The sequence below is a fragment of the Sphingobacterium siyangense genome (assembly GCF_007830445.1).
Classification (GTDB): Bacteria; Bacteroidota; Bacteroidia; order Sphingobacteriales; family Sphingobacteriaceae; genus Sphingobacterium; species Sphingobacterium siyangense.
The window spans coordinates 1-26,427 of the sequence record NZ_VLKR01000011.1 but is presented as its reverse complement, the minus strand read 5'-3'; the positions used below and the strand labels follow the sequence as shown (position 1 = coordinate 26,427).

Below are 26,427 nucleotides of genomic sequence, written 5' to 3'. Positions count from 1 at the left end.
TGTTCCAATTCCTTTAAATAATCGTCTAAAATAATCGTCCTTATGGGTGAGTTCATCCTCATTTCCCTCGCTTTTTACAACATAATTCGCTAAATTTAATTCTTTAAAAGAACCGCTGATATATGTGCGAACACAACCACGAGCATAGCCATGACACACAGGAGCACGGCCTTCCAACACAGGAGCACGGCCTTCCAACACAGGAGCGTCCTTGGTGGATTACCCAACGTAAGCTCCTCATGGCTCTTGTCATTCTACTTACTTTACTCCTATTGAAATATGCTTTTAAGATCAGCCTTCCCTTTGGCATCAACTTGACCTTAAATAGCATCGCCTATCTTCTCGCCGGAATCCCCGTTATTCAAATGGCATTGCGCAAGGCAAGCCGTGGCGATATTTTTAATGAGTTCTTTTTGATGACCGTTGCAACATTGGGCGCTTTCGCTATTGGAGAATTTGAAGAGGGCGTCGCGGTAATGGTGTTCTATCAAATCGGAGAATGGTTTCAGGATACTGCCGTCGACAATGCCAAGAAATCAATCAAATCCTTATTAGATATCCGCCCTGACGCAGTAACGGTCATACGAAATGGGCAGCAACAGCAGATAAATCCAAAAACTGTCCAAATTGGCGAAATTATCCTTGTAAAAGCTGGAGAAAAAGTGGCTCTGGATGGTACATTGAAAACGGAAAGAGCCGCATTTAACACTGCTGCTTTGACTGGAGAGAGTAAACCCGATACAAAATATTCCGGTAATGCTGTCTTTGCAGGTATGATCAACTTGGAAACAGTTGTTCAAATCGAGGTATCCAGCGTATTTGAAGATAGCAAATTGAGCAAAATTCTGGAAATGGTTCAGGACGCCACTGCACGTAAATCCAAAACACAATTGTTTATCGCCAGATTTGCTAAAATATATGTCCCTATTATTTTCGGCCTTGCGCTTTTGGTCCTTATTTTACCCCTATTTTTTGTTCATGACTATAGTTTTAAGGACTGGTTCTACCGGAGTTTAGTCTTTCTGGTGATCAGCTGCCCCTGCGCCCTGGTCGTTTCCATTCCCCTGGGTTATTTTGGCGGTATAGGCTTAGCTTCCCGAAATGGTATATTATTTAAGGGCGGGAACTTCCTCGATGCCATCACTTCAGTCGATACCGTTATCATGGATAAAACGGGCACGCTTACAGCTGCTGTCTTTGAGGTAACGGAAGTTTTTGCCGTCAATGGAGATCCAGAGGAATTACTGAACTATGCGAAAGCCATTGAGGCACATTCAACGCACCCCATTGCGAAGGCGATCGCCAGTTATCATCCCGGCACTGCCGCATTGGAAGCCGAGAAAATCCAGGAAATAGCAGGCCACGGACTTTTCGCCACTGTTAACGGAAAGCCCACACTCGCGGGCAACAGCAAATTACTGGACAAATTCGATATTGGCTATCCGGCAGAGCTAAGGCAAATGGCATACTCCATTGTATTACTCGCCATCGAAGGTCACTATGCGGGTTATATTACTGTTGCGGATCGAATTAAACCAGATGCCAGGGCAGTGATCCAAGCCATGCATGCTCAAGGTTTGTACACAGTCATGTTATCTGGAGATAAAACAGCGGTAGTAGATGAAGTCGCCAAAGAACTTGGACTTGACAAAGCCTATGGCGATCTTCTTCCTGAGGATAAAGTAAGCCATGTACAGCAGCTGATTGACCAAGGACGCCGCGTTGCCTTTGCCGGCGATGGCGTAAACGACGCCCCTGTAGTTGCCTTAGCACATGTAGGTATTGCTATGGGTGGACTGGGAGCTGATGCAACCATTGAAACTGCTGATGTTGTGATCCAAAATGATGAGCCCCACAAGATCCTTTCTGCTATAAAAATCGGTAAAATAACCCGAAGTATTGTCTGGCAGAATGTCATCCTGGCGATGGGAATAAAAATCATTGTTTTGATCCTGGGCGCCGGAGGCATTGCAACACTATGGGAAGCAGTCATTGCTGATGTGGGGGTAGCTCTTCTGGCAATTTTAAATGCCATTCGGATCCAACATAAAAAAGTTTAAAAACTGAGCGATCATGTAATGCCCCAAAAAAGCACTGCCCCCAAAAAGTGAGATACTTTCTGAGGGCAGTCCTGTTGTATTAAGGATCTCTTTTAGATCCTAGTTAGAAATTTAATCCCGCCAAGCTTTATATGCATTGATCAATCCATTGGTAGAAGAGTCGTGACTCGTAACCGTATTGGCGTCACTTAATTCCGGAAGGATTTGATTGGCCAATTGTTTACCTAGCTCCACCCCCCATTGATCAAAACTATAAATATTCCAGATCACACCCTGCACAAAAATCTTATGCTCATAAAATGCGATAAGTCGTCCTAAAGTACGTGGTGTCATTATTTTGAACAGGATGGAATTCGTTGGGCGATTGCCTTCAAAGACTTTATAGGCTTTAAGCGCTTCTATTTCTTGGTCCGATTTGCCTGCTTTCTTGAATTCGGCAACTACCTCTTCCTCCGTTTTGCCATTCATCAAAGCCTCAGTCTGTGCAAAAAAGTTAGACAATAGCAATTGGTGGTGGTTTCCGATCGGATTAAGACTATTGGCAGGCGCAATGAAATCACAAGGAATCAATTTGGTTCCCTGGTGAATCAACTGATAGAAGGCATGCTGCCCGTTTGTACCAGGTTCACCCCATATAATCGGTCCAGTCTGATAGTCCACCTGCTGGCCATTACGGTCAACATATTTGCCGTTACTCTCCATATCCCCTTGTTGGAAATATGCAGCAAAACGGTGCAGATATTGATCGTAAGGGAGAATTGCATGGCTTTCGGCCTGGAAAAAATTATTGTACCATACACCAAGTAAAGCCAATATCACGGGAATATTGGATTCGAAAGAAGTTTCCTTAAAATGAACGTCCGCATCGTAGGCACCTTTCAAAAGTTCCTCGAAATTATCAAAGCCTATTGCCAAGCTAATTGAAAGACCTATAGCAGACCACAGGGAATAACGCCCGCCTACCCAGTCCCAAAACTCAAACATATTTTGAGTATCTATTCCAAAGGCACGTACTGCTTCTGTATTCGTGCTCAATGCTGCAAAATGCTTAGCGACATCCTCCTGAAGGGCTCCGCTAGCCAAAAACCAGTCCTTAGCTGTATGCGCATTGGCCATAGTTTCCTGCGTTGTGAAAGTTTTTGAAGCAATCAGAAACAAGGTTGTTTCAGGATTCACAGCTTTCAATGTTTCAGCAATGTGTGTACCGTCTACGTTGGAGACAAAATGTACATTTAAACGCGTTTTATACGCTTTTAATGCTTCTGTTACCATCACAGGACCTAGATCTGAACCACCGATACCGATATTAACCACATCTGTAATTTCTTTACCCGTATATCCTTTCCACTCACCAGCTATAATCTTTTCCGTGAAGGCTTTCATTTGTGCCAGCACGCGTTTAACGTCGGGCATAACATCCTTTCCGTCCACATAAACGGGCTGATCGGATTGATTTCGCAAAGCGGTGTGTAACACCGGTCTGTTTTCGGTCACGTTGATGCGCTCACCCGAGAACATCGCGGCTATCGCTTCTTCAAGACCACATTCATTCGCGAGCTGTATCAAGAGCGCTTTTGTCTCTTCGGTAATCCGATTTTTGGAGTAATCCAAAAGTATATCTTCGAAAGCGATCGAGAACTTCTCAAAACGTTCGGGATCTGCGGCAAAAAGTGCGCGTAGATCATTTTTTCCGCTATTGTTAGATAGACCTGATAAAGAACCAAAATGCTGCGCTAGATTCTTATAGGCCTCAGTTTTTGTAAAATTAATTTTTGGGAACATACTGTTTTTACTGAAATTATTTGTTTTAAACATCAATTAGAGCCTTCAGTATTTCATTGTTACACATTGTGTAGATCCTTAAATGAAGGTTTATTCCGTTGACAATACCAAAACTAAAAAAAAAAGGTCAAATTATCCCTATTGGACAATCTATATTGGGCGCGAAGTTATTCGATAGAAGCACGAATTTATTAATTAAAATTTCTACTTTAGCGGATATGACAAAAGAACAAATTCAAGACTTGAGGGATCGTGTTACTTCCCTGAGGAGGCATCTTTGACATCGATGCACGCAAAGAAGAAATAGAAAGAGATCAAGCTATTACGCTTGAAGCAAGCTTTTGGGATGATTCCAAAGCTGCAGAAAAAATACTCTTGGCCATAAAAAACCAAAAGGTATGGACAGACCACTTCGACGAAGTTGCAGCGGCGGTTGAAGACGCCTATGTCATGTATGAGTTCTTCCAATCTGGCGACGCGAGTGAAAAGGAAGTGGACGATCAATATAGAGTAGCTTTAGAGAAAGTCGAGGAGCTCGAGTTCAAAAACATGCTCAGTGCCGAAGAAGATCAACTGGATGCAATCTTACAGATTACAGCTGGTGCCGGAGGAACTGAAAGCTGTGACTGGGCTGCCATGCTGATGCGGATGTATATTATGTGGGGCGAGAAAAATGGATATCGAGTGACCGAACAAGATTCGCAGGAAGGTGATGTTGCAGGTATCAAGAGTGTAACGTTACAGATATCCGGAGATTTTGCTTATGGCTACCTGAAGGGCGAAAATGGTGTACACAGGCTCGTTCGGATTTCTCCATTTGATTCCAATGCAAAACGCCATACCTCGTTTGCTTCTGTTTATGTCTATCCTTTGATTGATGATAATATTGAGATTGATGTTAAGGATTCAGAAATCGAATGGGATACTTTCCGCTCGGGTGGTGCAGGAGGTCAGAATGTCAATAAAGTGGAAACAGCTGTTCGATTACACCACAAACCTACTGGCATTATTATTAAAAATCAGGAATCCAGATCGCAATTACAAAACAAAGAAAATGCGATGCGCTTATTGAAATCACAGTTATATGAGATTGAAATGCGTAAACGCCAGGAAGCTACCGCTGCTATTGAAGGAAACAAAAAGAAAATCGAATGGGGATCCCAAATTCGAAATTATGTCCTCCATCCTTATAAGTTAATTAAAGATTTACGGACCAATTACGAAACCTCCAATACACAAGCTGTCCTGGACGGTGATCTAAATGATTTTCTAAAAAATTATCTAATGGAATTTGGTGGATAAAGACTATTCCGAAACTTGATGATATTGAAGACGTCCCCCTTTGGAGGCGTCTTTTTTTTGTACTATCCTTTGCTTTTTTTATTTGGCTTAAGCTGAATTTCTTCAACCTGCACATTGCCCCCTTTCCTACACAGTTTGTCACAAAAACTGTCAATTTCTTTTAACAATCTGCATGCAAATGTTAAAAAACCTTAAAAGTCTATTGAATCGATCGTCGTTATATTTTGGCATAATTCTGTTACAATAAAATCACAAAACACTACAAATCAACAGATTAATTACTTATTATTTGTATCAAGAACGTTACAATTAGAAGGGATTGCTTATTTTTGGCACGAAATAAAGGCATGTCTTTTGCGTTTATGGAATCGTAATATTTTCATTACAAAAGATACCGACAGCGGTATCTCTTTAAACACTGAACGAAAGAATGTATATCTAAAATAGAACGGTTATGAATTACATGAAAGACAACTCGATCGTATCCAAGCAGATGGCCAAACAATGGAAGCCTGCGGTATATGATGTAAATGCAGGAGAAAAGCGATCTGATCACACAGTGAGCAAAAACGAGGAAAGCAACTTTGGACCAAAAGAATATGGTATTTTTGGAGCCACTTTTTTTATACTATTTGCGTCAGTTTTTGGCGTATACATGCTTCAACCAGATTTTGACGCATTACGTTTCCAACGTTTAGACAGCATCGGCGGAACATTTTTAATTGCGTTGGGAATATTTCTTGCTGTTGTTGCTATCAGCTTTTTGATTTTTTTGATTGTACTGCATCGTAAATATAAACCCATTGCTTCAGTATCGGACGATGAGCTACCGACTTGTACGATTATCGTTCCAGCTTATAACGAAGGACAATTAGTTTATGATACCTTACATAGTTTGGCTAGCAGCGATTATCCGGAGAAGAAATTGCAGATTATTGCAATCGACGACGGTAGTAAAGATAATACCTTTGCTTGGATACAACGTGCCAAAATGGAATTGGGCGATCGTGTTGAAATTTATCAGCAGCCCAAGAATATGGGTAAGAGACATGCCTTGTACCGTGGATTTAAGTTAGGTACGGGAGAGATTTTCATCACGGTTGATAGTGACTCTATTGTTAAAAAGGATACCATACGTAATATGGCGAGTCCATTTGTAACAAACAAGGAATGTGGGGCAGTTGCGGGTAATGTGCGTGTATTGAATACTAAAAAAGCGATTATACCGCGTATGTTAAATGTGAGCTTCGTATTCAGCTTTGAGTTTGTACGTTCTGCACAAAGTATGTTGGGTACGGTAATGTGTACACCAGGAGCATTATCTGGCTATCGTAAAGAGGCTGTGATGAACTGTTTGGAAGATTGGATTAACCAGACTTTTATGGGACAACCGTCTGATATCGGTGAAGATCGCGCGATGACCAATATGATCCTGAAACAGGGGTATCATGTTTTATTTCAATCCAACGCATACGTTTATACCGACACACCTGTACGTTACAAAAATCTGTACAAGATGTTTATCCGTTGGGAACGAAGCAACGTGCGTGAAAACATTGCGATGAGTCAATTTGCCTTTAAGAATTTCCGTCAGGGACCTAAATGGGGAGCACGTATCTTATTGCTTATGCAATGGAAAAAAGTGTTATTGTCTTATCCGATGATGTTACTGATGTTATGGACCGTATTTCATTATCCATTGATGTTCTTAAGCTCAACATTGGTCGGTATCTTAATATTTTCCAGCGTCCAGGCCTATTTCTTTGCTTCCAAAAACTCGGATGCCAAAGAAGCTTTCTGGGCATATAGTTACAGTATATTCTACGCCTTCAGTTTATTCTGGATTACACCCTATGCCATAGCAACAGCTGGACGCAGAGGTTGGTTGACAAGAGGTTAAATTTAAAGCAAAGAACGTATATTTACAGCTATATATGAGAGATTTTCAGGTAAAAAAAATTGCCATCATTGGTCAAGGATATGTCGGATTGCCGTTAGCAATAGCATTTTCCGATTATTTCCCCGTGATTGGATTTGATATTAATGAAACACGTATTGATGAACTTAGGCGCGGTGTTGACCGTACACTGGAAGCTGATAAAAAAGAACTGGAACGTGCAAGAGAGCTATTTATCACATCAAACCAAAGTAAGGGATATGATGCGAGTAATTCTACCGCAGACATTGCTGATGCAAACGTATACATAGTCACTGTACCAACTCCGATAGATCGCTATAATTCACCAGACTTGTCACCATTGTTGGAGGCATCTAAAATGATTGGCGGATTATTAAATCCGGGCGATTTGGTTATTTATGAATCTACCGTCTATCCTGGTTGTACTGAAGAAGAGTGTATACCTGTTTTGGAAAGTTGCTCGGGATTAAAATTTAACCAAGATTTTTTTGTTGGTTATTCACCAGAACGTATTAATCCAGGCGATAAAGTAAATTCACTTCAAAAGGTCATGAAAGTGACTTCTGGAAGTACACCTGAGGCAGGATTGGTGGTAGATGGACTTTATAAGAATATTATTGAAGCCGGGACACATTTGGCGCCCTCAATCAAAGTTGCCGAAGCTGCCAAGGTGATCGAAAATGCGCAGCGCGATGTAAATATCTCCTTTATGAATGAGCTCGCGCTAATCTTCGACCGTGTAGGAATAGATACACAGGATGTGTTAGATGCTGCGGGCACAAAATATAATTTTCTACGTTTTAAACCAGGACTAGTGGGCGGTCATTGTATTTCTGTAGACCCCTACTACCTCGCTCAAAAAGCAACACAGCTGGGTTATCACCCGCATGTTATTCTCTCAGGAAGAGAGGTGAATGATCACATCGCCTCCTTCATCGCATCAAAAGTGGTGAAATTGATGATTCAGAAAAACATCAAATTTGAAGGGGCAAAAGCGTTAGTATTGGGCATCACCTTCAAAGAAAACTGTCCTGATATGAGAAATAGTAAAGTTATAGATATGATTCAGGATCTTCAAGAATTTGGTCTAAAAGTCGACATTTATGATCCATGGGTCAATAGAGATGAAGTGAAATCACATTTTAATTTAAAACTATTATCGGATCTTCCCGAATCTGCAGATTATGACAGTGTTATTCTAGCTGTGGGACACCGAGAGTTCTTACATTTAGATCTCAATAACTTAAAAAAGAACCCATCCGTTGTTTTTGATATTAAGGGCATACTCGACAGAAAATTTGTAGATGCCCGCTTATAAAGATCCGTTCTAATTGTCTTTTTTCAAATCCTGATCTACTTGTCAAAAATTTAAGCAGATCAGGATTTTTAGTATCTGGCATTTTGTGCAATCGTTTGATAAAAAAACATTACTATATTTCTGTTTTTAATATTAACTCAACACCACAATTATAATTTAACCTAATTAAACTAGGGATGTTACACAAATTGCGGTAATCATGAAACAGTTAGATGACACAGAACTATTCGCATGGATTCAAGCAAATGACCGTCATGCTTTTTATTCTTAAAAAGTATACACGACCTTTCGGCTTATAGCCAACTTACGCTACCAGTTTCGACGTCATAGTTCGCTCCGACAATTTTAATTTTACCCTCTTCTTCCAATTTCCGGAGCGTTGAACTCTGTTTGCGAATGTCACGGATTGCATGTTTAATATTCTGTTGATTTAGTTTTTCAAGCAGTACACTATTTTTAGAAGAACGTTCTTCCCCCTGCTCGATCACTTCATTGATGATCGGGTCGAAATGATTAATCAAATGATTTAGGTTATCCATTCCCATACCCTCGATCTGCGCCGCATCCAATCCTCCTTTTAATGCCCCACATTTGGTATGCCCCAAAACGACAACAAGTTTAGAACCGGCCACATTGCAACCAAACTCCATCGATCCCAAAATATCCTGATTGACAAAATTTCCGGCAATCCGGATACTGAAGATATCACCCAGTCCCTGATCAAATATAAGTTCAGCTGAAGTACGGCTATCGATGCAGCTTAGCACCACGGCGAATGGCCACTGCCCTTCACGTGTAGCATTCACCTGTTCGAGAAGATCGCGGTTAGCTTTCAGGTTATTAACAAAGCGCTGGTTTCCTTCTTTCAGGAAGTCCAATGCCTTTTGTGGGGTAATTGTTGATTGTGTTTCGTACGTATGTGCCTTCATAAAATTATATTATTTGGAATAGTAAAGGTAAAATTAATACGTTACATTTTAATTACCAACAAGACAAAATACCTGTAATTGGTTTATAGTTTCACCCAACGCTTATGCAAGAGTTGTTTTCCAGCCTTCAACGTAAAACCGAATTAATATTCCTTAATCTTGCCTTATTTAACCACAGTGACTTCTTTCTTTTCGTAATAGTCCATCCAAGCTTTAATTCTTCCGACAAACATTTTAAGATAGTTTTCTGTCAAAAATATATTGGACCAATCAAATCTTTGCGCCTGTACGCCAAGATAAAAAATAAAAATAGCAGCGCCAGCTTTCGGTATTAACCTGAGCTCTTTTTCAGATAAAGGTCTATTACTTTGGTATCCACGCAGGAAACTTTGGATTTTTAATTCATACTGCTCTTTATCTGATTCTATGAAAAACAGCTGTTTGCAGAAATATCCAACGTCTAAAATTTGCCATCCATTTCCACAAAAGTCAAAGTCAAAAATGGTAATCTCATGCTCGTCTGTAACAGCCATATTATCATACCAGATATCCATATGTATAATTCCGGTTTTCGTATGATCAAAATCTGAATTTTGAAAATTTCTGCCAAACTCCTTGATGAGTTCCATTTCTGGCAACTTGTCTGAGAAGAATTGTTGTAAATACGCATAAGGTAATTCTATAAGCGACTTCTTATTGTAAGACACACGGTTAATGTTCTTGTTTTCGGTATGGTTATGAATATTTGCCATTAGAGAACCTATCCGAAAGCACGTTTCGATGTCCATAAATCGAATTTTCTCCCCTTGAGCAAAGGAAAAAAGTACAACGTATCTGATTCCTTCAGGCGCATTTATTTCTTGAATGAACCCTCCGTCTTTATCTTCAATTGGAAAAGAAACGCTTAAATTATTCTTCTTCAATGATTTCAAAAGTTCAAGTTCTTCAATAATTTCGGATTTTGACCGCCAATTATGACTATAAATGCGCAAAACGTATTTCGTTTCGCTGTTGGAAAGAAAATACGTATGGTTCATTCCTGTTCTGAATAAGGAACATTGGTATTTGTCGTCTAGGCCATATCTATTTATCACAAAATCGCCTAATTGTTTGGCAGAAAGAGTAGAAGCTATAACAGGAAATGTTGTCATTTTTTTTCTGGAAGTTCGTATTGGTTTTGTAGATACTCAAAGATAAAAAAAGCTTGCAATATGAATTGCAAGCTTTTTTAAGTTTTTAATCTTTCGATCTGTAGCCCGTAGGGGAATAACACTCTTCGGGCAATAATCTCTTTATCAGTGTCTTACAAACTTTCGTTTTCCCAACTCACTGAATCCCTCACTGGTTTGACATACGTTTTAGCTGCAATTGCTATACAACTTAAATATGGCAAATTGCGTTAAACTTGGCAAGTTAAAATTTAAAAAAGCCTCCTTATCTTTCAAACAGGAGGCTAACAAACACTTCGAAACAAAATGTCGGTGCAAAAGCCAATAATTAAGATGTGCCAGATTCTTCCGAAAGAATAGGAGGCTACAAAACTTGGTACATTGATCTTGGGCACTAAATTTTTTTGCAGAGAAATTCGTTGTCGACGATCTGAAACAAGGTTGAGGGGAATGTTGAAGGACTGAGATGTGAGAATTAAATGCAGAAAAGTCCGGCCTCGCAAAAGGGTGTTTTCCCTTTTTTAATTCATGCGGATGATATATTAAAGGACACGTTAACCAATAAATTTTTTGTACAATTGTGTTTGTCTCACGAAAAAAAGTATAGAAAGGCTCGATGATGCTCGAACCATCGAAAATCACTGCCACAAGAGGCTGATCTGGCGTTGCTAAGAGAAAAACCGATTGAATTCCTCGTCCGTATAACTTAAAATGTGTAAATCTATCGGCCAACAAACAAGGATACACTTGACCTGAAGATGCGCAACCGTTATGTCGATTGTCTTGTCCAGAGAGTCTTCACCTCTAACAGAGAAATGTCACTAGACCTCCTATTGCGATGAAAGAACTGAGGTACAGCCAGTGGAACGCAAAGTTTTCACTTATTTAGAGCATTATTGTCATAATTTTCACTTGCATGTACACATCGAGGAATAATATGCATGTATTGGATTAGGAATCGATGCGTAACTATAAATTCCGGAACCGAAGGAAAATAAGAACAGCATTCTTGCGAAGATAAAACCTTTGACTATTTGTCTCACGTTATTAGGCAAAGTGTCTGCTTTGTATCGCTGAAAATCAAAAAAATATACAGTGTTTATCTAAGGAATTTCTGTTGTTTTTGGACTCCAAAACAACAGAAAAGATATATCAGTTCATTTTTTTTCTTAAAAAATACTAGAAGAAAGCAAAAATAAGCAAAATGGTTAAGACCATTCATATACAGTAGTTTAGAAAACGTGAGGCAAAATTTGGAAGTAGGTGTCCGACAAGTTTTGGGCTTAAAATTACAAGGTTAGGTTACTAAATCGTTACTGAGTACAACCAACCGAATGATAATATAACAATCTATATTTCAGTCATTTACACAAATTTTCATATTCCCTTGTAACTCAATAAAATTTAATTTTAAACGTTAAACAATTGAGTTATGGAACAAGAGAAAAGATCCACGTTCAAACTGCTTTTCTACCTGAAGAAGAATGAACCTAAGAAGAACGGAAACGTGCCTGTTATGGGACGTATCACTATTGACGGAATACCAAAATCCTTTAGTACCAAACTGGACATCAACCCCAATAATTGGGATTTAAAGCACGGAAGAGTTTTAGGTAAAAGTGCCCAGGCCCTGGGTACCAATCTCAAATTGGACAATATTCGTGTGCGTATCAACAAGATTTACGATGATATGCTCAAGGATGAAGGCTTTGCAACTGCACAAAAAGTAAAGCTGTCCTTTTTAGGGGTTGGTGTAATGGATGATGCCATTCTTAAAGTATTTAAAGAACAGAATGAGGATTTTGAAAAGATGGTCACTTCACGCCCCGTGGGGCGGTGAAGCAAGCCTTGACACAGTTCATTTTACAGACCCTTTCTCTTTCCAATAGCATCTCCTCGATCTGCTTAGGGGTTTTATACCGCAGAGCAGAATGTATTCTTTGGGTATTGTAAAATCCCTTTAATGTATCAAAAGATTTCCAATCTAGCTGACTGCTGATCCATTAATTTTCTATGGTAGACAATTTCAGCTTTTAATGTCTTGAAAAGCTCTCAGCTGCTACGTTGTCCCAGCAATTCGCCTTCTTGCTCATGATTTGAAGTATCCTGTTTTCTACAATTATCTTCCTGAATTCATCGCAAGCATATAGCATCCCTATATCCGAATGGAAGATAAGGCCAACTTTGACACCTCCGTTTCTAATAGCCATCCTGATGGCTTCTACGGTAGTGTTTGTAGCGGTCATGTCAGTGCTCAAAGACCATCCGATCACTTTTCTGTCCGCTAGATCGATGACTGTTGTTAGATAAAGCCATCTTGTACTTGTATGGATGTAAGTAATGACTCCATCCCATTTCTACGACAGGGAATCCGCCGAAAGATCTCTTTTGAGGAGATTTTCAGCTATCCTATAGCTATGGCTCGAATCTGTGGCCACCCTAAATTTTTTCTTCACCTTACTTCGTATTCCATGTTTCTTCATCAACCCTTCAACATAGCTTCTTGACACCTTTTCACCTTTTTTGTGCAGCTCTGCGGATATCCGTGGGCTACAATAGATATACTTACTATCCATGTGTGCCTGATTTATTTTATCCACGAGTGATTTACTTTGCAGTTCCCTAGGTGACTCGGGAGAAACTTGCCAACGGTAAAAACAACTGCTGCTAACGTTCAATACCTCGCCATCTTCTCTACGTAATTTACCTCTCGGTTAGCCTCTATGAATCGGTATATGTATCGTCTCCCCTGGAGAAGATGGCTATGACCTTTTTTAATATATCACACTCTAACTCTGCATCTCTTAATTTTTTACGTAAAATCCTCAACTCCTGTTCCCCAGTGCTAATTTTAGGATTATCAGGGAAAACTTTATCCTCATTATAATGAGGGTTTCTACACCTCTTACTGAGCAAACTGGGTCCTATATCCAGCTCCTTTGCAACTTCTGCCACTGACCCTCTAACAACGCTCAGATCCACTGCCATTATCTTAAATGAATCATCAAACCTTCTATGCAACTCTACAAATTTTAAATTACTTATTAAATCTGTCTCGCACCAAAAGTAGCAACTCCACACGATGCTGTCTATGATTCAACTGATATAGATTTACCTACAGAAAGTTAGTCTTAGTATTCGACTTTTTGTCAACTGACATTAAAAATATTGCCGAAGAATCGAGATATTAGCCCCTTTCGGGAATGATTGCTACGGTCTGAACATCTCCTGTACACAAAAAGGTTGGAAAAAATAAGTTAACTTACCGCTATCAGAATTCACGAAGCCCCTGTTGCGCGACTGGCCCATTATTCCGATATTTGCTTTTTTACATGCCGGCATGCAGTATTATCCCGTACCTGACAGTTTATCTCCATTGATTGAGTCCATCTGGTCGTTCGAAAGCCCGGAGCAGCTCCCCGAGCACGAGCAGGCCCTAGTGATCCCGACCGGTAAATGCGTATTGCTGTGGAACTACCAAAGTACTTACGAGCATGTCGTGGACGACACGGTCTTTCATCATCCGCTGTACGACCTGCATCTGGTGGGCCCTCACAACAAAAATATTGTGCTCCGCGGTTCTGTCCCGGTCAGCTCCATCGGCATCACCTTCAGGCCCTATGGCTATTATGCCATCGCAGGTGCTGCCATGCCCACATTAGTCAACAGGGTAGCGTCCATCTCCCGCCTGAAGCGGGACGGCAGCATGGTACTGGACTCCTGCACTGGTTTGCCTGCGGACAGTATCGGTTCGCTGCTGCAGCTGCTGGCCGAGCGGATACAGTTTGCAGCCGATGGGCGCGTCATCAGTGCAGTGGATGCCATCGACCAGCATAAGGGTAATATCCGAATCCGGGAGGTATTCGAAAATATTCCCGGCTCGCAGAGACATCTCAATAAGCTGTTCAAGCAGCAGGTCGGCCTGACACCGAAAGAATATGCTTCCATCGTGCGCCTGCAGGCGATGTACAACCTCTATATCCGTGATCATCAAAGGGAAAACAAAGACCATCAGTATGACCTTTACTATGACGAATCCCACTTCCTGCAAAACTTCCGCAAGGTATTCGCACAGCGGCCCCGGCAGTTCATGCGCGCCCCCAACCAGCTGGGCAATGCCTTCAACAAATAACGATAGGTCTACTTTTTCCTATTTTGCCATCCCGGGGTGCTGTTACTTTGCAGAAAAAAACACACAATCATGAGATTAAAAAAAGTAACAGATACCGCCAGCGCCTTGCTGGCCTTCAAAGCGGCCTCAGGCTCCATTCCCTTTGCGGAAGAGGTAGCCGCCTATTTCGGCATCGAAATCCCTGCCGCTCCGCAACAGGATTTTGGTTTCTGGGCAAGCGTGGTGCACTTCGAAATGCGGTACCGCTCCCTAGATTACTTTCTGGAAAAGACCTCAGCACCTACCGTACTCGAGCTTTCCGCGGGCTTCTCGTTGCGCGGTCTGGACTACGCCCGCAAGCACCCCGACGCCAGCTACATCGACACGGACCTGCCGGCCATCATCAGCCAGAAGAGTGATATGCTGAGTACCATGCAGCAGGCTGTCCCGCAAAACCTGCAGTTACAGCCGCTCGACGTCCTGCACGCCGAAAGCAATCCGGAGACCAGCAGCGACCTCGCCATCATCAATGAGGGGCTGCTGCTGTATTTCGACGATGAAGACAAAAAGCAGATCCTACAGCATATCCGCAGGCTGCTCGAGCGGCAGGGCGGCACCTGGACCACCGCCGATATTTATATCCGGCATGAGACCCATGCCGTGGGAAGCGACAGAGACGGACAATGGAACGATTTCTTCCGGAAAAACAACGTGCACGCCAACTACTTCGAGTCTTTCGACCAGGCCGAGCAGTTCTTTTATGATCAAGGCTTCCGGGTGCTCGAAAAGTACCCGCCCGAATTTGACAAATACAGCAGCCTGCACAAGCTACTGGCGGCAGCCACGGGTGAACAGCTGGAGCTACTCAAAAGCCGGGGCAAAGTCCAGGAGACCTGGCAACTGGGACTGAGGTAAGTCCCCCGCCTCAATGGCTGACAAGCAGCCTTTACATACACTACCTTCCGGAAACATACCCGGAGGTAGGCCGCTCTGCTTAGTTACCTGATGCTTGCGCAATACCAGTGCGCATCTAGCCTACAGGCTGATCTAGATTCCTAGATTCACAACACACTGGTTCTAGTAGGCGTCGCCTGCACTGTTGGCCGTCACCTCCGGATCCTGCTGGTACAGCGAATAGTTGGTCCAGGTCATTAAGCTGTAAAGCTGTTTCAGGAAATTGATTAAATTTTAAAAGAAATGTGTAAACTTATTTCAGGACGAGTCATTAGAGCAAGCAGAAGTTGGGCAGAGCCCTACTTTTCTTGCCCCATACCCTGCAAATGGGGTTTAGAGTATCCTCCGGGGATACTCTATAGCCTCTACAATATCGTAAAGCTCATTTTTGGTATACTGAGTAGTATACTTTAAATCATATGCGATTCCTTAACAATAGGCCAGATAACTATATAAAAATATGAGGAGTTAATAAGGGGACTGCATAAAAAACTCCTGCCTGTCATTGGGAGACTAAAGCAGGAGTTTCATTATAAAACCTAAATATGAAAAAATTCATTAAAGAAGATGAAACGCCTTGGCGTCCTTTCTCTCTTTAATATACAAAAAAGTTGAAAACCTCAGACAGATTTGCCGAATATAACTTCTTACACTAAACAGGCCATATCCATCTTTTTATTAAGAAAATATTTTTTCGCTAAATTAGAGTTATGGCATTATATTACTTTAAACCCAGAAGAGCTTTCGATTTCGATCCACATCCATTTAAACTGGGAACTATCATGGGACTTAAAAGGGGCTATGAAGACAATCATTTCCTACTGAAGATATACGGTATGAAAGAGAAATCTTTTGATGATTACTATAGGTACCATCTAAAATATTATCTATCGGCTGGAGACCGAACAGAGAAGGAGTTCTTTTCCCACCTTTGGTACATCGTTTCTACCAGGATAGATTACTTCAATCACCAGAACCCATTTTCCAAGAAACATCCACTTTACGTTTCCAATATCAAAAAGCTGAGCGGATTTCTGGATTTCCTATCACCAAAGGACAGGTGGAATGTTCGCCCAAATGATATTCTTCTCAAGGAAAAAGATGAACTGATCGCAAAACTACAGGAGGAGAATAAAAAGCTATCCGATTTCACGATAATGCGCAAGATCGAAATATACGATGATTATCATACCACAGTGATCGACCTATTTCAACAGATGCAAAAATTAAAGCTTCCTAACGGCGCTCCCTTGTTACGAAAGGATATGCTCAGTCCCTATTATAAAATTGTGTCCAATTATTTTAGCAATAACAAAAAGAAGATCAGTATAGATACTGCTAAAAATTATTTTGTAGGTAAAGATAATTCACAGAAGGAAGTAAAAATTCCAGAAGATCGGCAACTATTCGTCATCGTTCCTAAAAAGAAGGATTGATCCCATCCTGTTTGATCCCTGAACATGACCATCGCGCCGAGTTGGTCATCCAAACTTCATCGCCAGATCCCAACTTTGTAGCAGTGGCCCCGCGTATAACCGGGGTACATATTGTTCACAAAATTGGTATACCATGCTATTAGACATCCTGACAAAAGAAGACCTGTCGCAGTTCAAGAAAGAACTGCTCGAAGAAATCAGACAGATCCTAACAAACGAAAAAACTGACGCCGAAAGGGAATGCTTCCGCAGCCGTGAGGTAAGAAAGAAACTGAAAATATCTCCGGGTACGCTACAAAACCTGCGGATCACAGGCACGCTCCCATTCAAGAAAATCGGCGGTAGCATTTATTATCGCGCCAGCGATGTGGATAAGATGATGGAAGGAGGAGAAGGTAATGGATAACAATACACAAGACCATGACTTTGAAGTTTACTTTGAGCACATCGCAAAAGATAATAGACTGCTGCCATCACATATCGAACTGGTTATGGCACTTTTTTATTTTCATAAGCAACCCGGCTTTCATGATTTTTTCTATACCAGCCGCAGGAAACTGATGCATTTTTCGCGGATCCGTTCAATCGCTACCTATCATAAATGCCTTTCCGAACTCGTCTTATATGGCTATCTGGAGTACATCCCCTCCTGGCACCCTACCAGGGCCAGCAGATTTAGGTTTATCGCTAACAATAATTCTGACAGCAATGGCTAGATCTAATGAAAACACAAGACGCGTCCGCTTCTCTATGGAAGTGAATCGCAGACTTGAACATCTTTCCCCTAAACTCGGCAGGACAAAACTTCTATTCCTGATAAAGATGTTTAATTATTTCAATAGAATCAAAAAGGATACTGCCGATCTGAATGACGGGGTGCTGAAAAATGAACTTTACAGTGGCGTATACTTTCCTTTCTCCAAAAGCAGGAATCCGGTCTCCCTGAGTTCCTATGTACCCCTTGATAGGAGAGCTAACCGCTCCATAATTAAAATAATTTGTAAAAACAGACGGGTTTATCCGGAAAAATTTGTAGACCAAAGCTTTTTTGAAGAGTTTAGTAGGAAATTTTTGAAAAAAGTAATTATAGCTTTCCAATACAAATCTGAAAAATCTGTATTTTTACTTAAATTAGTTTGAAAAATTCGCATAAATACACTTTGTTAGTTTGAAAAATTTGTGCTGACATGTTGATTACTATAATTAATCTCAAAAGTTTGTAAAGATCATGGACAAGGATATCCCATTACACCTACAGGAGATACTGTTTTCTTCCAGCGATTCCAACATAAGCAGAGCCATTGGCAAGCTTGTCAAAGAAGGAAAACTGAAGAAGATTGCACCGAAGATATATACCCCAAATTTGGAGGAAGCTCCGGAGGCTATCGTGCTTCGGAATAGGTTCAAGATCATCGGGCATCTATATCCAGGTGTTTTGCTCAGTCACCGCTCCGCCCTTGAATTTAAACCTACTGATACTGGTGATATCTTTCTAACTTATTCCTATGATAGAAAGGTCAAACTCCCGGGCCTTACGTTGAACTTAATGCAGGGACAAGGGCCACTCCCAGGAGATTTACTTTTTTCCGATGGACTCTATGTCTCAGGACAGGACCGTGCATTATTGGAGAATCTTCAGGAATCCCGTAAAGTTGGAGGGGAGTCCAAAACATGGACAATTCCTCAGATAGAAGAAAAATTGGATCAGATCGTACGGGTTAAAGGCGAACAGGGACTAAATGAATTGCGGGACCGTGCAAGTGAAATCAGTACCAGGCTGGGTATGGATAGGGAGTTCGATAAGCTGAACCGGATGGTCGGCGCAATGCTGTCGACTAAGCCCTCGGGTATCCTGAAATCCCCGGTGGCCATTGCCCGGGCATTTGGGCATCCGTATGATCCGGCACGGTTGGACCTCTTCGAAAAGCTCTTTGTGGAATTGCAGCAGCGTGAGTTTGCGGATATATATGACGCAAACCAAACAACCAGGGCCTTCCGCAATTTTGCCTTCTACGAAGCCTACTTCTCTAACTTTATCGAGGGTACCCGTTTTGAGGTAGAAGAGGCTCTGAAGATCATTGATAGCGGAAAACCCTTGCCCGCAAGGGGAGAAGATTCTCACGATATACTGGGAACTTACCAAATGGTCAGTAATCGTGAGGAAATGCAGGTTGTCCCCAAGAATTCTGATGAGCTCATTCATATCCTTCGCTATCGGCATAAGACCATGCTAACTGCCAGACCTGACAAAAATCCGGGCGAGTTCAAGGACCGCAACAACCGGGCTGGTGATACTGAATTTGTCGACCATGAGCTTGTTGGAGGTACATTGGTACAGGGGTTTGATTTCTACAGAGCATTAAGGCACCCTTTTGCCAAAGCTGCATTCATGATGTTTATGATCAGCGAGGTACATCCCTTTTTGGATGGAAATGGGAGATTGGCGAGAGTGATGATGAATGCTGAGCTGACCAGCCAGGGACAGACCAAGATCATTATACCAACCGTTTTCCGGGACGATTACCTTGGCGCACTCAGACAATTGACACGCAGGCAGGAACCTGATACCTTTATCCGAATGTTGCAAAGAGCACAGTTGTTCAGCGAAACGATTAAGGGAGAAGATCTCTCCGCTATGCACCATGTGCTTGAAGCGAGTAACGCTTTCAAAGAAGACGACGGGTATATTCTTCGAATTGCTACCCCAGACCGAAAGCCATGGGAACAGGATGACGATGGACAGGACAGGGGTAGTAGTCTCAGACGTTAATTTCTCAAATAAGTCTTGAGAAAATTAGTTGAATAGGTGATACAAAATACCACATTTTAGCATTTTGCAAATCCTATTTTGCGCTATCCCCAGATTTGGAAAGAAAGACCGAGTTGCGAAGGTTGTTCTCCCTTTACCCTGCAATGCCCCAATTGAGGCATTGCAGAGTAAAGGCAAGATGGTTTTCGGGGTCCCCGAAAACACAACTTGCGCGTATTAAAACACTTCATTTTTTTGTACTCAGAACGAATCTCAGTTCCAAACAGCGTGATTCGATAGCAGGAGGGCAAGCCTAATAGCATAAAAGCAATATTGCCCAATAGCTTATCTTCCTAGTACCCTATTCGAAAGTTTGTTTATTATGTTCCTTGTTAAGATTCTTTAACTGTTGCTGGCATATCAGATGGGTCTAGAACATCGCTCAGCTGAACAGCATGGATAGCTTCCGTATAGTAATCCACTCGGATAGGGCCCGTCAATTTTCTGGCTGGTAGTGATAATACCTCCTGTAGGATTGATCAGGCTTATCCGGTACTAGGTACAGGCATGTCGGTTCGTTGAGCAATTGGCGATAAATAAACTATTATATCTAAATTTCTAAATTCTTACTACAAATATGTAATATGAAAGCGATGTATGAAAACATCGCTTTCTTCCTGAATTAAGCAATATTTCTTCGACTATGATTTGCCTTTATTAAAGTAAGCACCTTAGGTGGCCCATAGCGCTGCGATTTTAGCATGACCTGTTGGCGCAGTTTTATTCTCGATCGTTCTTTCCAGTTTTTCCATGTCTATTGCGACCCTATTGTCCAATAACTTCGCATAATGCTGCGTAGTCTTAATGTCCGTATGTCCAAGCATCTTGGAAACAGTTTCGATAGGTACACTATTTGCCAATGTAACAGAAGTGGCGAACGTATGACGTGATTTGTGAAAAGTGAGTTCTTTTGTTATCTCACACACATCCGCTATTTCTTTAAGATAGCTGTTCATTTTCTGATTGCTGAGAACTGGAAGAACCATATCCTTGGCTATGCACGGCGGATAATCACGATACCTTTCAATGATTTCAAGAGCTTTGGGAAGTAGTGGAATATTTGACGACGTTTCGGTTTTTTCTCTGCTGGTGAAGATCCAGAGTTTTCCGTCCACTCCTTCAGAAATATCAATCCATTTTAGTTTCTTTACATCTGCATAGGAAAGTCCAGTGTAACAACAAAAGACAAAGATATCGCGGACATGTGCAAGTCTTGGTATTTTGAAGTTCTTTTCTTCTATCCTCCGAAGTTCCGCATCTGTCAGAAATTCCTTCTCTTTAGCTTTGACCTTGATCTTATAAAAGGCAAATGGATCGTCCGTTATCCATCTGTGCGCGATACATACCTTGATGATCTTGCGAAGGTGCTTCATGTATTTTGCTGCCGACACGGCTGAACAGCCTATCGTGGCACGAAGAAAGAATTCGTAGCCTGTGACAAAAGCATGGTCAATCTTTCTTGTGTCGATATCTGCTAGTCTAAATTCTTTCTCAAGGTATTCACAAACATGCAATAAAGAGGTTTTATATCCTTTGAGTGTATTGGGCTTGAATCCATTGCCGAGCAATGCTTCCATCTGCATATTATGCTCCCTGAAGACATCTAAGAAATTTTTACATTTAGTATCCTTTCCCTGATACTTAAGTTTGATCGATTCCGCTGTGATTTCCTCTGCGGCAGCCGTCATAGCGGTATGGATCGTACTTATTTTAGTTACGAGGGTATCAAGATAGCTGTTCAGGGTCTTGACAGCTTCTGTTGTGCCTTTCACACGGTTGGCTTTAGAATTCCATTTGGACGGATAGCATTCTCGTCCAGTGGAAACTTCTTTTGGGATACCATCTACGGTAATCCGCATGTAGATCGACTTGGGGCCGCTAACATAATTTTTTGGTTTCTTCAGATAGAAAAGCAAGGAATAATTTGTACTCATGACAACATCATTTAAGTGAAACAAACCGAGCCGCCTTTGCGGCGAGCTCTGCATCACCACTGAAAAACAAATTTCAGCGATGCAAAATTAGCCTTGCAACTAAAACAGATCAAGATGTTTGATTTTTAAACATCTTGATTATAAGAATGTTATTGTCATTTCAGTGAGTGAGTAAATGAGCGAAAATGACTCACTGAATGACTCACTTTTTTCTTTGGATTTATTATGGATCAAGCAGACTTCTTGGGGGAATATTAAAAATTTCCTAGTTTAGCATCTTTAATACAGATATCCCTTGCAAGACGCCGAACGTAAATTACTATCGCTATTGATGCCCGAAGGGCTTTTAGAATACTTTCAGATTTTAGAAGTCGATCAGGTTGACAATCAACTCCACATTTATTTAGATGAGCTTAATATTTCTCCAACAGGCTATGAGAACAGCAAGCTGGAGTCAAAGGGCTTTATGCCTTCTACAGAGATTTCCGACTTTCCCATTAGAGGTCAGAAAGTCACATTACATATCCGCCGCCGTCGCTGGACAGTCTTAGATACGGGACAGATTATCACAAGAGATTGGAACCTGGTCCGTGAAGGTACCCGAATGACAACTGAATTCGGGCTTTTTTTAAAGAAGATATTTGGATAACTATCCTGTAAGTGCTCAATTGGTAGGATTATTCTTCCAGATGGACGGCAAGCAACTTCAGGATCAATACAAGAACCATCTCAGTGACTTCCATGATTGGGGCCAAAAGCCACATGCAGAGCGATGGACTCTTTTCCCCGGGAATATCTCCGAACGCTTGAGCATCGATGAGACCAGTTTTAGCAACGGTGAATTATATACCATTGTTAGCAGTAAATCGGCAAAAGGGCGTAAAGGGACGATTTTGGCAACTATCAGGGGCACAAAGGCTGAGGATATCATGACTGTTCTTGAGCGAATACCTTTACGTTCAAGGAATAAGGTAAAGGAGGTGACCATGGATATGGCACCGAACATGGCTAAGGCAATCCGTAGATGTTTCAGGAATGCCAGGCGTGTGGTCGATCGGTTCCATGTCCAAAAGTTAGCTTACGATGCAGTGCAGGAACTCCGTATCAGGTATCGTTGGGAAGTATTGGATGCAGAAAGCAAGAAGATGGCCTATTCTAGAAAGCAGGGAACCCCATATGAACCCGAGTTGTTGCCTAATGGAGACACGCTCAAACAGTTACTGGCTAGATCCAGACACCTCTTGTTCAAGCATCCAGGCCGATGGTCCGAAAACCAGAAATACCGAGCTGAACAGTTGTTCATGCGGTTTCCCAAACTAAAGCTCGCTTATGACCTTGGAATTGCCCTGGGTGACATATTCAATAAATGCAGGGACAAAAAGATAGCATTTACCAAGCTGGGACTGTGGCATAATCAGGTTGAGAATGCGGGCATCGCCTCTTTTGAGAGCGTAGCAAGATCCATTGCGGCACATCATCAATATATCCTACACTACTTCGACAACAGAAGCACCAATGCTTCAGCAGAATCTTTCAATGCAAAGCTCAAAGCTTTCAGGAGTGTCTTTCGGGGCGTAAGAGACACCACATTCTTCTTATATAGAGTAATGAAACTGTATGCTTAAAAACTTTACCCCCCAAACTTTCGGTATGATCCTTTATTATAGGTTTTGTAGATACTGAAAAACAAAAAAGCCTGCAAATGTTTAATTTGCAGGCTTTTGTACGTTTTGACTTTTAGATCTGTAGCCCGTAGGGGAATCGAACCCCTGTTTCAAGAATGAAAATCTTGCGTCCTAACCCCTAGACGAACGGGCCGTTTTCTGTTTCGGTGTGCAAATATAGAAATATTTATAAATCTGTCAAAATTTTTATCTTTTTTTTATTCATTTTTTTTGAAATAGATCATAAAACCCTCTAAAATAGCTATATTTAAAGTCATTGAAAAAGTAACCAACATGACTAATTTAAAAAAAATCAAAAAACCGTTACTCTATGCCGGACTAGGCTTGGCTTTGTTAAGTCAGCAAGCCTATGCTCAGAAATCGAGTGCAATCGCAGATCAACTGCAGCTCACCTGGAAGGTCAAAGACGGAGAGAATATCCGTAAAAATCCGGTTTCTACCCTAATTTTAAAAAACAAGGGGAAAAGTGCTGTTCAACTCAACGACTGGAGCCTTTGGTTTAATTTTATCCGATCTATCGACCCCGATAAGGTCGACAAACGTTTTGCGATAGACCACCGAAACGGGGATCTCTTTCAGGTTAGCTTTAAGAAAAATAACTTTTCATTAAATGCGCAAGATACGATCCACATTGATTTTATCACAACCGGACTGGTCAATTATACGGATGGGCCAATTGGTCTATACCTAAAAAATAATAAAACTGGGCTTGCAACAAATATTTCGGATTATTCTGCTGTTAAAATCGCTCCCCAGTCGGACGCTGAAAAAACAGATTACTTTGCTTATAAATACGATCAAAACAAGCTTGTGGAGGGGACAGCAGCACAACATGTCATTCCTTTACCAAGTAATATCAGCATCAATAATAACGAGAAATTCAATCTATCGACAGGTACAAAACTTTTTGTCGATAAGGATTTTGCGAGCGAATCGAACTTTCTGACAAACTTTTTTTCAGCATATTCAGGTATTAAGCTAACGGCTTCATCTAGCCCTCAGGGTGGCATCGAGATTGTCAAAGCAAATAACTTAAAGCCGGAATCCTATCACTTGACGATTGGTACAAAAGGTATACGAATAGAAGCTTCCGATAAAGCCGGTGCATTTTATGCCATACAATCTTTAAAATCGTTGATCAATCACAATCAATGGAATAAAGCCACAAAATCAATCGCTTTACCATACGGTAACATTGAAGATAGTCCACGTTATGGCTACCGTGGATTTATGCTGGATGCTGCCCGTAATTTCCATAGCAAAGCCGAGGTTTTAAGAATATTGGATCTCATGGCTTCTTACAAGTTGAACAAATTCCATTTCCACTTCATTGACGACGAAGGTTGGCGATTGGAAATTCCTTCGCTACCTGAATTAACGGCTATCGGAGCCAATCGTTCGGCTAATTTTGAGGATGGAAAAGCGATACAGTCTGCTTATGGTTCTGGAGCGACCACCAAATCGCATCAATTCTACAGTGTTGCTGACTATATTGAAATTTTAAAATATGCACAGGCAAGACATATCGATGTCATACCCGAAGTAGAAACTCCTGGTCATGCGCGTGCAGCGATTAAAGCAATGCGGGCGCGTTTTGCCCATTATTCAAAACTTGGCGATAAACAGAAGGCAGAGGAGTTCTTGCTGGACGATGCAGAGGACAAGTCCGTTTACAACTCTGCACAAAACTGGAATGACAATGTCATGAACCCTGCCCTACCTTCAACCTATCACTTCCTGAGCAAGGTGATCGATGAAATCAAAGCAATACATGATCAAGCTGGAGTTCCGTTGAAAATTATCGATCTGGGCGGCGACGAAACGCCAAGTGGTGTTTGGGAGAAATCGCCCAAGGTGTTGGCCTTTATGAAGGAGAATAATATCGCCAATGTACTCGATGTATGGCCACTGTATATTGCCAAAATTAATAGCCTTGTTCAAGAAAAAGGATTGACGATGTCGGGATGGGAAGAAATGGGTATGCGCAATAAAGGAAAAGGCATGGTTGTAAATGCCGATCTGGGAAAATCCGGCATCCATTTGAATGTATGGAACAATCTCCCTGGCCAAGGACAGGAAGACCTCGCTTATCGATTGGCAAATGCTGGTTATAAAGTTGTTTACACGAGTGCGGCAAACAACTACCTCGATATGTCTTGGGACCGTGACTTTGCAGATCCAGGACACAGCTGGGTAGGCACGGTTAATCTGAATAGAACCTATTCGTTCTCTCCTGAAAATTTCTTCATCAATCTACGGAAGGATGATACTGGAAAAGATCTTAAACCAGAGGCTTACACCAATAAAGAACAGCTTACAGCTGAAGGGAAGAAAAATCTCCTTGGTATTAAAGGTGCTTTATGGGCAGAAAAGGTATCCACTGACCAGCGTCTTGAGGAAATGATATTTCCACGATTAATAGCGATTGCCGATCGCGCTTGGGCACCTGAACAGGCCTGGGAAAAAGGGGATTCTTTCGACGAAGCTACTTACCGCAAATCGTATACCGCCTTTATCAAAAAATTAGGTGAGGATGAATTGAGAAAACTGGATAGGGTAAATGGGGGCTATACCTATCGACTTCCAAAAATTGGAATCAAGAAAGAGGGTAACCAGCTTCTTATCAACACCGATTATCCTGGGTTTAAAGTCTATTATAGCGATAATGGAAGTACGCCAACATTGAAATCAAAACTGGTGAGTGGTCCGATACCTTTCCAGAACGGAAAAAAATACTTATTTAAAGTATTTGATGCCAAAGGACGGTCAGGTGATGTGATCAGCTATTAATTCATCGGGATTCATCATGGTGAACGCTATTGGTGTCGATAACGCAAAAAAAAGCTGCCTAAAATAACATCAGTCGATCCAGCGTCCACTAGATGAAAGGATACTTAAGCTGATAAAAGAAAATAGCATAAAAATAGAAGCTGTCTCAAATTTATTGAGGCAGCTTTTTTATTAAATATGGCTATGCGATAGATTTGTGAGTTGTTTGTTGATTATTTCACAGAACTGTT

At 41.4% G+C, this 26,427-nt stretch carries 21 protein-coding genes and 1 tRNA gene; 14 read left to right on the top strand and 8 right to left on the bottom strand.

Translation table 11 applies throughout. The features are described from left to right. The first annotated feature begins 122 nt into the window (after positions 1-122). On the top strand, positions 123-2,060 hold the full coding sequence (locus tag IQ31_RS11375) for a heavy metal translocating P-type ATPase (RefSeq protein WP_145328046.1): 1,938 nt from the start codon (positions 123-125) through the stop codon (positions 2,058-2,060). A gap of 111 nt (positions 2,061-2,171) precedes the next feature. Here the strand turns inward: IQ31_RS11375 and pgi are convergent, their stop codons facing one another. Next, positions 2,172-3,842, bottom strand: a complete 1,671-nt coding sequence (gene pgi / locus IQ31_RS11370; protein ID WP_145328045.1) for a glucose-6-phosphate isomerase — start codon at positions 3,840-3,842, stop codon at positions 2,172-2,174. A 218-nt stretch (positions 3,843-4,060) separates the two neighbouring features. Between pgi and prfB the strand changes: the two genes are divergently transcribed. The 3 genes from prfB (at position 4,061) to IQ31_RS11355 (ending at position 8,380) form a co-directional block, all read left to right on the top strand. After that, positions 4,061-5,144, top strand: a protein-coding gene (gene prfB, locus IQ31_RS11365) for a peptide chain release factor 2 (protein WP_112375267.1) whose coding sequence is annotated in 2 segments (ribosomal slippage) — positions 4,061-4,120 and positions 4,122-5,144 — 1,083 coding nt in all. Because the reading frame shifts where the segments join, the coding sequence is not laid out codon by codon here. 454 nt (positions 5,145-5,598) lie between these two features. Next, the gene (locus IQ31_RS11360; protein WP_201303443.1) at positions 5,599-7,044 is read left to right on the top strand and encodes a glycosyltransferase family 2 protein; all 1,446 of its coding nucleotides are present in this window, start codon (positions 5,599-5,601) and stop codon (positions 7,042-7,044) included. 34 nt (positions 7,045-7,078) lie between these two features. Then, the gene (locus IQ31_RS11355; protein ID WP_145328044.1) at positions 7,079-8,380 is read left to right on the top strand and encodes a nucleotide sugar dehydrogenase; all 1,302 of its coding nucleotides are present in this window, start codon (positions 7,079-7,081) and stop codon (positions 8,378-8,380) included. A gap of 293 nt (positions 8,381-8,673) precedes the next feature. Here IQ31_RS11355 and IQ31_RS11350 read toward each other — a convergent pair whose 3' ends face one another. Together IQ31_RS11350 and IQ31_RS11345 are read right to left on the bottom strand one after the other, a co-directional pair. Continuing rightward, a complete protein-coding gene (locus IQ31_RS11350; RefSeq protein WP_070565856.1) occupies positions 8,674-9,309 on the bottom strand; it encodes a carbonic anhydrase family protein in 636 nt (211 codons plus the stop codon). Positions 9,310-9,473: 164 nt separating this feature from the next. Continuing rightward, on the bottom strand, positions 9,474-10,346 hold the full coding sequence (locus IQ31_RS11345) for a phosphotransferase (protein ID WP_244294464.1): 873 nt from the start codon (positions 10,344-10,346) through the stop codon (positions 9,474-9,476). 1,564 nt (positions 10,347-11,910) lie between these two features. On the opposite strand from IQ31_RS11345, the gene IQ31_RS11340 reads away from it, so the two are divergent. Then, positions 11,911-12,318, top strand: a complete 408-nt coding sequence (locus tag IQ31_RS11340; RefSeq protein ID WP_070565854.1) for an Arm DNA-binding domain-containing protein — start codon at positions 11,911-11,913, stop codon at positions 12,316-12,318. 193 nt (positions 12,319-12,511) lie between these two features. Here the strand turns inward: IQ31_RS11340 and IQ31_RS28230 are convergent, their stop codons facing one another. The 3 genes from IQ31_RS28230 to IQ31_RS11325 form a co-directional block, all read right to left on the bottom strand. Next, on the bottom strand, positions 12,512-12,820 hold the full coding sequence (locus tag IQ31_RS28230) for a DDE-type integrase/transposase/recombinase (protein ID WP_145328146.1): 309 nt from the start codon (positions 12,818-12,820) through the stop codon (positions 12,512-12,514). A gap of 15 nt (positions 12,821-12,835) precedes the next feature. Continuing rightward, complete coding sequence (locus tag IQ31_RS11330; protein WP_262886153.1) at positions 12,836-13,078, bottom strand: IS3 family transposase; 243 nt, start codon at positions 13,076-13,078, stop codon at positions 12,836-12,838. 121 nt (positions 13,079-13,199) lie between these two features. Continuing rightward, positions 13,200-13,499 carry a transposase gene (locus IQ31_RS11325; protein WP_145328042.1) on the bottom strand — a complete coding sequence of 100 codons (300 nt, stop codon included), beginning with the start codon at positions 13,497-13,499 and terminating at the stop codon, positions 13,200-13,202. Between the two features lie 319 nt (positions 13,500-13,818). Between IQ31_RS11325 and IQ31_RS11320 the strand changes: the two genes are divergently transcribed. The 6 genes from IQ31_RS11320 (at position 13,819) to IQ31_RS11295 (ending at position 19,749) form a co-directional block, all read left to right on the top strand. Continuing rightward, entirely contained in the window at positions 13,819-14,610 is a 792-nt protein-coding gene (locus IQ31_RS11320; RefSeq protein WP_145328041.1) for a helix-turn-helix domain-containing protein, read from the top strand. Positions 14,611-14,679: 69 nt separating this feature from the next. Further along, a complete protein-coding gene (locus IQ31_RS11315; RefSeq protein ID WP_070565850.1) occupies positions 14,680-15,504 on the top strand; it encodes a class I SAM-dependent methyltransferase in 825 nt (274 codons plus the stop codon). A 749-nt stretch (positions 15,505-16,253) separates the two neighbouring features. Beyond that, a complete protein-coding gene (locus IQ31_RS11310) occupies positions 16,254-16,979 on the top strand; it encodes a TMF family protein (protein WP_070565849.1) in 726 nt (241 codons plus the stop codon). Between the two features lie 133 nt (positions 16,980-17,112). Continuing rightward, a complete protein-coding gene (locus tag IQ31_RS11305) occupies positions 17,113-17,385 on the top strand; it encodes a helix-turn-helix domain-containing protein (RefSeq protein ID WP_145328040.1) in 273 nt (90 codons plus the stop codon). Beyond that, the gene (locus IQ31_RS27650) at positions 17,378-17,695 is read left to right on the top strand and encodes a hypothetical protein (RefSeq protein ID WP_115045974.1); all 318 of its coding nucleotides are present in this window, start codon (positions 17,378-17,380) and stop codon (positions 17,693-17,695) included. Before IQ31_RS11305 ends, IQ31_RS27650 begins: the two co-directional genes overlap by 8 nt. Positions 17,696-18,207: 512 nt before the next feature. Next, positions 18,208-19,749, top strand: a complete 1,542-nt coding sequence (locus IQ31_RS11295; protein ID WP_070565846.1) for a Fic family protein — start codon at positions 18,208-18,210, stop codon at positions 19,747-19,749. 710 nt (positions 19,750-20,459) lie between these two features. Here the strand turns inward: IQ31_RS11295 and IQ31_RS11290 are convergent. Further along, complete coding sequence (locus IQ31_RS11290) at positions 20,460-21,722, bottom strand: site-specific integrase (RefSeq protein ID WP_145328039.1); 1,263 nt, start codon at positions 21,720-21,722, stop codon at positions 20,460-20,462. Between the two features lie 295 nt (positions 21,723-22,017). Here IQ31_RS11290 and IQ31_RS11285 point away from each other — a divergent pair, with 295 nt between their 5' ends. Both IQ31_RS11285 and IQ31_RS11280 read left to right on the top strand, forming a co-directional pair. Next, on the top strand, positions 22,018-22,371 hold the full coding sequence (locus tag IQ31_RS11285; protein WP_070569066.1) for an ISAon1 family transposase N-terminal region protein: 354 nt from the start codon (positions 22,018-22,020) through the stop codon (positions 22,369-22,371). Beyond that, positions 22,364-23,347, top strand: coding sequence for an ISAon1 family transposase (locus tag IQ31_RS11280; protein WP_236586049.1), 984 nt, complete (start codon positions 22,364-22,366; stop codon positions 23,345-23,347). The genes IQ31_RS11285 and IQ31_RS11280 overlap by 8 nt, the downstream gene beginning before the upstream one ends. Before the next feature lie 121 nt (positions 23,348-23,468). Here IQ31_RS11280 and IQ31_RS11275 read toward each other — a convergent pair. Next, positions 23,469-23,540 (bottom strand) — tRNA-Glu (locus IQ31_RS11275). A 140-nt stretch (positions 23,541-23,680) separates the two neighbouring features. On the opposite strand from IQ31_RS11275, the gene IQ31_RS11270 reads away from it, so the two are divergent. Further along, entirely contained in the window at positions 23,681-26,197 is a 2,517-nt protein-coding gene (locus IQ31_RS11270) for a family 20 glycosylhydrolase (protein WP_145328038.1), read from the top strand. The last annotated feature ends 230 nt before the right edge of the window (positions 26,198-26,427 follow it).

Bases quoted from the DNA above. Each gene is read 5' to 3' on its own strand.
- IQ31_RS11375 (WP_145328046.1), top strand. From the start codon at position 123: ATGTGCGAACACAACCACGAGCATAGCCATGACACACAGGAGCACGGC.
- pgi (WP_145328045.1), bottom strand. From the start codon at position 3,842: ATGTTCCCAAAAATTAATTTTACAAAAACTGAGGCCTATAAGAATCTA.
- IQ31_RS11360 (WP_201303443.1), top strand. From the start codon at position 5,599: ATGAATTACATGAAAGACAACTCGATCGTATCCAAGCAGATGGCCAAA.
- IQ31_RS11355 (WP_145328044.1), top strand. From the start codon at position 7,079: ATGAGAGATTTTCAGGTAAAAAAAATTGCCATCATTGGTCAAGGATAT.
- IQ31_RS11350 (WP_070565856.1), bottom strand. From the start codon at position 9,309: ATGAAGGCACATACGTACGAAACACAATCAACAATTACCCCACAAAAG.
- IQ31_RS11345 (WP_244294464.1), bottom strand. From the start codon at position 10,346: ATGAACCATACGTATTTTCTTTCCAACAGCGAAACGAAATACGTTTTG.
- IQ31_RS11340 (WP_070565854.1), top strand. From the start codon at position 11,911: ATGGAACAAGAGAAAAGATCCACGTTCAAACTGCTTTTCTACCTGAAG.
- IQ31_RS11320 (WP_145328041.1), top strand. From the start codon at position 13,819: ATGCAGTATTATCCCGTACCTGACAGTTTATCTCCATTGATTGAGTCC.
- IQ31_RS11315 (WP_070565850.1), top strand. From the start codon at position 14,680: ATGAGATTAAAAAAAGTAACAGATACCGCCAGCGCCTTGCTGGCCTTC.
- IQ31_RS11310 (WP_070565849.1), top strand. From the start codon at position 16,254: ATGGCATTATATTACTTTAAACCCAGAAGAGCTTTCGATTTCGATCCA.
- IQ31_RS11305 (WP_145328040.1), top strand. From the start codon at position 17,113: ATGCTATTAGACATCCTGACAAAAGAAGACCTGTCGCAGTTCAAGAAA.
- IQ31_RS27650 (WP_115045974.1), top strand. From the start codon at position 17,378: ATGGATAACAATACACAAGACCATGACTTTGAAGTTTACTTTGAGCAC.
- IQ31_RS11295 (WP_070565846.1), top strand. From the start codon at position 18,208: ATGGACAAGGATATCCCATTACACCTACAGGAGATACTGTTTTCTTCC.
- IQ31_RS11290 (WP_145328039.1), bottom strand. From the start codon at position 21,722: ATGAGTACAAATTATTCCTTGCTTTTCTATCTGAAGAAACCAAAAAAT.
- IQ31_RS11270 (WP_145328038.1), top strand. From the start codon at position 23,681: ATGACTAATTTAAAAAAAATCAAAAAACCGTTACTCTATGCCGGACTA.